This is a genomic window from Gammaproteobacteria bacterium, from assembly GCA_016195665.1.
Classification (GTDB): Bacteria; Pseudomonadota; Gammaproteobacteria; order SURF-13; family SURF-13; genus JACPZD01.
The window spans coordinates 1-7,902 of record JACPZD010000023.1 but is presented as its reverse complement, the minus strand read 5'-3'; the positions used below and the strand labels follow the sequence as shown (position 1 = coordinate 7,902).

Here is a 7,902-nt window from a genome sequence, read left to right as displayed (position 1 = left end):
CTGAAAAAGGCTGGCAAACCGCCTAAAGTCGTGATCGTTGCTTGCATGAGAAAATTGTTAACCATCATGAATTCTATGTTAAAAAACAATACCCCGTGGAACCCCAAAATCGCTTGACTTGGAACACGGTTGCTCTCCCAGAGGGAGAGGGGTGTTAATTTTAGAGGATGGGCTGTGGCTGTTCTTTTCTCATCGCGCTGTGGAAGACGCAGAGTTGTCCGTATGGTGTATAAAATTCCCCTCTGCGCCCTCTGCGGTGAATTTCAGATGTGCGCTAATGCGTCATCTTGACCCGCGTTTCCTTGCTCACCTGATTCGCCCAGGCGATGGCCTCAAGATATGCCTGGGTGATCTCGCCTTGTTGCAGGCCCATGCACTGGACCGCGTCCCAGTTGCCGCGCTCATAGTCGAGGACGCACTGCAAGACTGACCCCAGGGTTCCTTCACGGCGTAACAGGGCGTCGTTGACCTCTTGTGACAGGGGCAAGGCATTGAGCACGTCTTCCATCGGTTGATCCATGAGGGCGTCCAGCACAGAAAACAGGCCGGTGGTAAAAAAGATTTCCTTGGCGCTCAGCCGTTTCGCGGTTGCCAGCAACTCACACATCTTGGCGCGCGCCATGGCCATCTGCATCAGCTCCTGAGGCTTGTCGTGGATGCTGGAGAGGAGCAGCAGGCTCGCCCAGGTCTTCAACCACTGGTTGCCGAGCATGACGAGCGCCTGGTGGATGGATTCTATCTTACGAGGCAGGTTGTAAAAGGCGGAGTTGAGCGAGCGCAGCAGCTTGTAGCTCAAGGACACGTCCTGGCTGATCAGGGTTTCCAGTTCGCGGATGCTGGTGACAGGGTCCTGAAGTTTGGCGAGCAGCCGCAGCGTGACCAGGCGATTGGGCGGGATGCGCTGCCCCTTAACGATGTGGGGCTGACAGAAAAAGAAACCCTGGAAGTAATCAAAGCCCAGGCGGTTGCAGAATTCAAACTGCTCATGTGTTTCGACTTTCTCCGCCAGCAGCTTGACCGTGTGTTTCCGCAGGATCTCCACGTGTCTTTGCACTTCGCCGTCCGGGAGGGCTTGCATGTCTATCTTGATGATGTCGGCGATCTCCACCAGCGGGCGCAGCGATTCATGATAGATGAAATCATCCAAGACGATGGTATATCCCTGTGTGGATAGGCGTTGCACCGCCTCGATAACCGGCTGATCTATGTTGATGTTTTCAAGGATCTCCAGCCCCAGCCCGGCCTTGGAGAGCGGCAGGGAATAGTCGCCCAGCACAAAGCTGCGCGTCAGGTTGATGAACGCCATCTTGCCCTCTACGATCCGATCGAGACCGATCTCGGTAAAGGTACTGAGAATGACCTGCGAGGTGGCCGCGTCGGCGTCCATAAATTCGGCGTGCTCGGCGGCCGCGTTGCCGCGAAACAGCAGCTCATAGGCGATCACCTCCATCTCGCGGTTATAGATCGCGTGACGTCCTACGAATACGTCGATCATGGGCCCCCTCCAAAGAACTTGGGTGTACAGTCGACATGACTATACCAAGAATAGCATCGCCAAACCCAGAAATGATGCAAAGCCGATAACGTCGGTGAAGGTCGTCAACACCACACCGCCGGCAATGGCCGGATCCACCCCTAACTTACGCAGCAGCAGAGGCAGGCTGACCCCGACCAAGGCCGCGCACAATAAATTGATGGCGATGGCGGCGGCGATGATAAACCCCAGTTGATAATTATGGAACCAGATGCTGGTGACGGTGGCGACCACCAGGGCCCAGATCAGGCCATTGAGACCGCCTACCGCCATCTCCTTCCCCAATAAGCGCTGCGCATTGCCGCCGCCGATCTGACCCAACGCCATGCCGCGGATCACCAGTGTCAGGGTCTGTGTGCCGGCGATGCCGCCCATGCTGGCCACGATAGGCATCAGCACGGCCAGCGCCACCAGCTTCTCGATGGTGGCGTCGAACAGGCCAATCACCCACGAGGCCAGAAAGGCGGTGAGCAGATTGATGCCCAGCCACACGGCGCGCCGGCGGGTGCTGGTGATGACCGGCGCGAACATGTCTTGCTCTTCTTTCAGTCCCGCCATGCTCAACACGGAATGATCGGCCTCTTCACGGATGACATCCACCACATCGTCAATGGTGATCCGTCCAATCAACTGCCCGGCCTCGTTCACGACCGGCGCCGACACTAGGTCGCGCCGCTCGAACATCGCGGCCACTTCATGGGCGGGCTGCGTGGCATTGATGGCCTGCGGATCTTCCGTCATGACCTCCGCCACCGTGAGATCGGGGTCGCGGGTGAGCAGTTCGCTCAGCGGGATACGCCCTTGGTAACGATCATCGCGGCTCACCACGAACAGGCTGTCGGTCATCTCCGGGAGCTGACCGCGGCGGCGCAGGTAGCGCAGCACCACGTCGAGGGTCACGTCGGCGCGCACCGTCACCGTATCGGTGTTCATCAGGCCGCCGGCGGTGTCTTCGGGATACGACAACACCGACTCCAGACGCTGCCGGTCTTGGGCGTCCAAGGAGGCCAGCACCTCGCGGATCACGGTCTCCGGAAGATCCTGCAAGATATCGGCGAGATCGTCGGTAGGCAGGCTCTCGGCGGCGGCCACCAGTTCCTGCGCCTCCATCTCGCGGATCAGCGTGGCGCGCACCTCATCGTTGACATGCAGCAGCACATCGCCGTCCAGCTCCGGGTCCACCAGCTCCCAGACCACCTTGCGCTGCTTGAGCGGCAGGGATTCCAGCAGGTGCGCGATCTCCGCGGGATACAGGCCGTTCAGCATCTTGTGCACCTGCAACAGGGTGCCGTGGTGCAGCGCGGCGCTTAACACCTGCAGGCGGCTGGGTTGGGTTTCCTGTTCGAGTGCGGTAGTCATGTGTAGTGTGCGATTATGGAAACTCAGAAAAATATATCGCCAACCGCCAAGGCGCCAAGGTCACCAAGAAAAAAACTTGATTATAAGGAAAAATCATGGCGTTCTTGGCGTCTTGGCGGTTCAACATGAATAAAATCAGAGATTCCTTAAATTTGCCCGGATTGAGGGCCTATTCCTCTTCGCCAAAGCGTGCGGCGACCAGTTCTTCCAGCCTGGTAAGGGCAACACGCTCGTCCGCGCCGGAGGCGAGAATTTCCAGCCGCACGCCCAGACCCGCGGCCAGCATCATCACCCCCATGATGCTTTTTCCGTTGACCCGGGTTTGCCCGCGCACCAGGTGTATGGTGCTCTCAAACTGGGAGGCTAAGGTAACAAATTTCGCGGCGGCGCGCGCGTGCAACCCCAACTTATTGCAGATAATAACCTCTTTGCGCTGCACCGGGGTTACAGTTCCGGTTTGGGGGAAGCCAGGATGCCGTCCCGGCCGCCGCTCAAGGCCTTGTCCGCCAGTTCGTTCAGACTGAGTCGCGGGTAGTTCAACACCCGGATAAGCATGGGCAGGTTGACGCCGGCGATCACCTTGACCCGTTCGCCGTCCATCAGGCTGCATGCGATATTGCTGGGGGTGGAACCGTAGATATCGGTCAGCACCAAAACCCCGTGGCCGGTATCCAGAGTTTCCATCAACTGGCGGGCTCTGCGCAGCATTTGTTCCGGGTCGGATTTTTGCGATACGGGCAAGATCTCGGTCGCCAGCGGACACACGCCCAGCATCCCGGTGGCGGTCTCGACGAGGTCCGTGCCGATGTTGTTGTGGGTGATGATTAACAGGCCTATGGTCATGGCAATTCCCGATGGCGCACGATAACGTTTTCCCGCCCCGCGCGGAAGTGGCCGGCCAATAATTGGGCGAGATACACGGAGCGGTGTTGGCCGCCGGTGCAGCCCAGGGCCACGGTCATATAGCTGCGGTTGTCGGCCTCGAAGCGGGGAATCCACGCCTCGAGAAAATCCCTGATGTGTTCAAACATCTGCAATACCGCGGGCTGCTCCTCAAGAAAACGCACGACCTCGGGATCGAGTCCGGTGAACGGGCGCAACTGGGATTCCCAGTGCGGGTTGGGCAGGCACCGCACATCGAAGACGAAGTCCGCGTCCGCCGGGATGCCCCGCTTGTAGCCGAAGGATTCGAACAGTAGGGACATGTGGCTGGAGGCCTGGGCCTCCAGCCGCTCGCGCACGATCTCGCGCAACTGATGCAGGTGCATTTGACTCGTCTCAATATAGAGGTCGGCATGTGTCAGCATGGGCTCGAGCAGCTTGCGCTCCTGAGTCAGCGCCTCCGCCAGCGGCAGACCCTGGTTGGTCAATGGGTGTTTGCGGCGCGTCTCGCTGAACCGCTTCAGCAGGATCTTTTCGTCGGCATCGAGAAAAAAGATTTCGCAGGCAAGGCCGGTGCCTTTAAGCTCGTCCAGCACCTCCGGAAATTGCTCGAGATCGCTGCTCAGATTGCGCACGTCTATGCTCACCGCGGCGTTCTTGTAACTGCGCGTCGGCATGTTGATGATTTGCTCGGCAAAGGCGGGTAACAGGCCGACCGGCAGGTTATCTATGCAATAAAATACGAGATCCTCGAGCGCCTGCAGGGCGGTGCTTTTACCCGAACCCGAAAGACCGGTGACGATGATTAGTTTCATGGCTAAGATGAGTCCATGACGCGCCGCTGGCGTTTACTCAGATCGGCGTGAGCAAAGTAACCTTGCTGTTGTAGTTTGAAATTCTTGACCAGAGTTTCCACCAGCAGGGCGGTCGGGCGGCCTGTGACGTACAGGGAAGAGCGATAGCGAAGGGTTCTACTAATGTCGCGGGAGGCAGGATGCCGGGAGCGACCTCGCAGCGCCAGACGGATTTCCGGGATGTCCACATCGAGCAGGCGGCGAGTAGTGTGCATTGAGCCGGTAATGTCGCGCTCCGAGATCTCCGATTCCGCAATAGTTTCCAGAGTCACAATCAATTGCAGCGGGGTATTCGATGCCACGGCCTGCTCGCCGAAAAGGGCCGCGACGTTCAGTACGCCGAGGCCGCGCACCTCCAGCAGGTTGCGCAGCAACGGCGGACAGTTGCCGGAAAGAGAGTTGGATGTCGAGACGCTGATCTGAGGGGCGTCATCGGCGATGAGGCGGTGTCCGCGGCTGATGAGTTCCAGCGCCAGTTCACCTTTACCTATCCCGCTTGGCCCCCGGATCAGCACCCCGAGCCCGCAGATCTCCATCAACACGCCGTGTACGGTGAGGGTAGCGGGAGAGGGCATCTTACTGCGGGGTGTGCGGCTGCCAGTGTACAAGCAGATCGTGTACGTTGGAATTGGAATCCGTCCCGCGAAGTTGCTCGCGAAAAGGCTTGTCGCTGAACATCTGCGCCAGCGTGGAGAGGATTTGCAGATGCTCTTCGGTGGATTTTTCCGGCACCACCAAGGCGAACAGCAGGTCCACCGGCTGTTTGTCGCTGGCGTCATAATCCACGCCTTGGCTAAGGTGCACGAAGGCGCCGATGGGATGGGACAGATTTTTCAGCCGGCCGTGGGGAATCGCCACGCCGCGGCCCAGCCCCGTCGCGCCCAGGCGCTCTCGCGCGACCAGGCTTTCAAAGACCTCTTGCTCATTCAGCCCCGCCTGGCTGTTTGTAATCAGCCGGCTTAACAATTCCAGCGCGCGTTTTTTGCTGCTGGCGCGGGCATCGTGAGCGACGCGCTCAACGGTAACGAGATCACTGATGTTTATCATGGTTAATATAAAGGAATCTCTGATTTATTCATGTTGGACCGCCAAGACGCCAAGAACGTCAAGTTTTTTTCTTGGTGGCCGGCGCCTTGGCGGTTGGCGATATATTTTTCAGAGTTTCCTAAAATTTCTATCGTGCCGTGATGCATGGCGCCGGCCGAAGCAAGCTCTACGCTATTCATGCTTCTGATTTTTGTGGGCCCCTTCAGCACGATGGTGATCGGTGATTTTTTCCTTGTGCTTCTTGATCTGCCGGTCCAGTTTGTCGGTCAGGGCGTCTATGGCGGCGTACAGATCCTCATCTTCGGCAAAGGCATGCAGGCTGGCGCCGCTCAAGCTGATGGTGGCCTCCGCTTTTTGGCGCAGCTTTTCCACGCTCAGGATCACCCGGATATCGGTGACATGGTCAAAGCGGCGCTCCACACGTTCGAGCTTGTTGAGGACGTAGGCGCGCAACGCCGGGGTAATCTCCACATGATGGCCGCTGATATTGATTTGCATGGTTGCTCCTTGAAAAGCGCCTAAGACAGGCGTTTGCGTTCGTTGGACGGGGGGATGGCGAGTGATTCACGGTATTTTGCGATGGTGCGGCGTGCAACGTTGATGCCCTGCTTCAAGAGCAGGTTGGCGATCTTGCTGTCGCTCAATGGTTTCATGGTCTCCTCGGTGGAGATCAGTTTTTTTATCAGGGCGCGAATGGCGGTGGCCGAGCATTCACCGCCTAGGGTGGTGTTGACGTGACTGGAGAAGAAATACTTGAGTTCAAAAATACCGCGCGGGGTGTGGATAAATTTTTGCGTAGTGACGCGCGAGATGGTGGATTCGTGCATGCTGACCGCTTCCGCCACGTCATGCAGCACCATGGCCTCCATGAATTCTTCTCCGCGCTCCAGGAACGGGCGCTGCCGTTCGACGATGCAGGTGGCGACCTTGAGCAGCGTTTCATTGCGGCTCTTCAGGCTTTTGATAAACCAGCGCGCCTCCTGCAGGTGGTTCTTGAGGTAATTATTATCGTTGCTGTTGTCGGCGCGGCGCACCAGGCTCGCATAGTGAGTATTGATACGCAGCCGCGGGGCCGCCTCCGGATTGAGTTCCACCAGCCATTTGCCGCGCTGCTTGCGAACATAGACGTCGGGGATCAAATACTGCGGGCGGCTGTCGGCGATCTGACCGCCGGGGCGCGGATGCAGCGACTGGATCAGTTCGATGATCTCTCGCAGCTCCGTATCGTTGACCTTCAATTGACGCTTGAGCTGATTGTAGTCGCGGGCGGCCAGCAGATCGAGATGATGTTCCACCAGTTGCCTGGCCTGCGCAAGCCACGGCGTGCCGGGGTCATAGTGTTGCAATTGGATAAGCAGGCACTCACGCAAATCGCGGGCGCCCACCCCTATGGGGTCAAAGCTTTGAATCCGGTGCAGCACCGCCTCAACCTCGTCGGGGGTGATAGCGAGATCTCCCACACCCTTATCATCCAGGCTGGCCAGGATGTCTGTCAGGGAACTGTTCAGATAGCCGTCATCATCCACCGAATCTATGATCGCCGTGGCAATGGTCATGTCGGTTTCGCTGAAGGGAGTGAGGCGCATCTGCCACACCAGGTGCTCGCGCAGGCTTTCCCCGGCGGCGTTGCTCTGGGTCTCGTAGTCACGATCCTCGTGGGTGTTGTGCGAGCTGCTGGGTGAAATGTGATCGAATGAATCTTCCCAGGCGCTGTCAACGGGGGCATCGCCGCCGCCGCTCTCGTGTTGCTCGTTCACGTCTCCGGCGGCGGGTTCCGCTTCCCCGCCGCGGGCGGGAAGGGGGTTGTCATAGAGGGTGAGGGATTCTTTGGCGGCCGGGGCATCGCCTTCCCCCTCGACGAGCTCAAGCATCAGATTGGAGTCCAATGCCTGCTGGATCTCCAGTTGCAGCTCCGTGGTGGACAGTTGCAGCAGACGTATCGCCTGTTGTAACTGAGGCGTCATCGTCAGATGCTGGCCAAGCCGGAGTTGAAGAGTCTGCTTCATGTATCCTGTACTGAAAAAGTTCTGCTCATTCCCCAAGGGACATCAGGGGGTAATGGCTTTAGCTCGGGCTTTCTGTTTCTCTAGAGCATTTTTGATTTAAGCACATACATATCCAGAAGACGCAAAATAGTTTTTGCATTCGTCTAGCGAGAACGCATCAAGGAGTTTTCCGATTTCATCCCACAAATCGCTGACTGTACGTTTGGCGGCCTTGCGCAAT

At 58.1% G+C, this 7,902-nt stretch carries 10 protein-coding genes; all 10 read right to left on the bottom strand.

Annotation, left to right across the window (positions count from 1 at the left end):
- Positions 1-274: 274 nt before the first annotated feature.
- Positions 275-1,495, bottom strand: coding sequence for an HDOD domain-containing protein (locus HY028_06190; GenBank protein MBI3344426.1), 1,221 nt, complete (start codon positions 1,493-1,495; stop codon positions 275-277).
- A gap of 39 nt (positions 1,496-1,534) precedes the next feature.
- Complete coding sequence (gene mgtE, locus HY028_06185) at positions 1,535-2,893, bottom strand: magnesium transporter (GenBank protein ID MBI3344425.1); 1,359 nt, start codon at positions 2,891-2,893, stop codon at positions 1,535-1,537.
- Between the two features lie 169 nt (positions 2,894-3,062).
- Positions 3,063-3,332 carry an HPr family phosphocarrier protein gene (locus HY028_06180; GenBank protein ID MBI3344424.1) on the bottom strand — a complete coding sequence of 90 codons (270 nt, stop codon included), beginning with the start codon at positions 3,330-3,332 and terminating at the stop codon, positions 3,063-3,065.
- Between the two features lie 5 nt (positions 3,333-3,337).
- Entirely contained in the window at positions 3,338-3,736 is a 399-nt protein-coding gene (locus tag HY028_06175; protein MBI3344423.1) for a PTS fructose transporter subunit IIA, read from the bottom strand.
- Entirely contained in the window at positions 3,733-4,590 is an 858-nt protein-coding gene (gene rapZ / locus HY028_06170; GenBank protein MBI3344422.1) for an RNase adapter RapZ, read from the bottom strand. Before rapZ ends, HY028_06175 begins: the two co-directional genes overlap by 4 nt.
- A gap of 2 nt (positions 4,591-4,592) precedes the next feature.
- Positions 4,593-5,204, bottom strand: a complete 612-nt coding sequence (locus tag HY028_06165; protein ID MBI3344421.1) for a hypothetical protein — start codon at positions 5,202-5,204, stop codon at positions 4,593-4,595.
- A gap of 1 nt (position 5,205) precedes the next feature.
- Positions 5,206-5,676 (bottom strand): PTS IIA-like nitrogen regulatory protein PtsN, encoded by a 471-nt coding sequence (gene ptsN / locus HY028_06160; GenBank protein MBI3344420.1) that lies wholly within the window; start codon positions 5,674-5,676, stop codon positions 5,206-5,208.
- A 2-nt stretch (positions 5,677-5,678) separates the two neighbouring features.
- On the bottom strand, positions 5,679-5,855 hold the full coding sequence (locus HY028_06155) for a hypothetical protein (protein ID MBI3344419.1): 177 nt from the start codon (positions 5,853-5,855) through the stop codon (positions 5,679-5,681).
- Positions 5,848-6,174, bottom strand: a complete 327-nt coding sequence (gene raiA, locus HY028_06150; protein MBI3344418.1) for a ribosome-associated translation inhibitor RaiA — start codon at positions 6,172-6,174, stop codon at positions 5,848-5,850. Before raiA ends, HY028_06155 begins: the two co-directional genes overlap by 8 nt.
- 20 nt (positions 6,175-6,194) lie before the next feature.
- On the bottom strand, positions 6,195-7,682 hold the full coding sequence (locus HY028_06145) for an RNA polymerase factor sigma-54 (GenBank protein ID MBI3344417.1): 1,488 nt from the start codon (positions 7,680-7,682) through the stop codon (positions 6,195-6,197).
- Positions 7,683-7,902: the final 220 nt, after the last annotated feature.

Excerpts from the sequence above, each read along its gene's own strand:
- HY028_06190 (MBI3344426.1), bottom strand. The coding sequence starts at position 1,495 with ATGATCGACGTATTCGTAGGACGTCACGCGATCTATAACCGCGAGATG.
- mgtE (MBI3344425.1), bottom strand. The coding sequence starts at position 2,893 with ATGACTACCGCACTCGAACAGGAAACCCAACCCAGCCGCCTGCAGGTG.
- HY028_06175 (MBI3344423.1), bottom strand. The coding sequence starts at position 3,736 with ATGACCATAGGCCTGTTAATCATCACCCACAACAACATCGGCACGGAC.
- rapZ (MBI3344422.1), bottom strand. The coding sequence starts at position 4,590 with ATGAAACTAATCATCGTCACCGGTCTTTCGGGTTCGGGTAAAAGCACC.
- HY028_06165 (MBI3344421.1), bottom strand. The coding sequence starts at position 5,204 with ATGCCCTCTCCCGCTACCCTCACCGTACACGGCGTGTTGATGGAGATC.
- ptsN (MBI3344420.1), bottom strand. The coding sequence starts at position 5,676 with ATGATAAACATCAGTGATCTCGTTACCGTTGAGCGCGTCGCTCACGAT.
- HY028_06155 (MBI3344419.1), bottom strand. The coding sequence starts at position 5,855 with ATGAATAGCGTAGAGCTTGCTTCGGCCGGCGCCATGCATCACGGCACG.
- raiA (MBI3344418.1), bottom strand. The coding sequence starts at position 6,174 with ATGCAAATCAATATCAGCGGCCATCATGTGGAGATTACCCCGGCGTTG.
- HY028_06145 (MBI3344417.1), bottom strand. The coding sequence starts at position 7,682 with ATGAAGCAGACTCTTCAACTCCGGCTTGGCCAGCATCTGACGATGACG.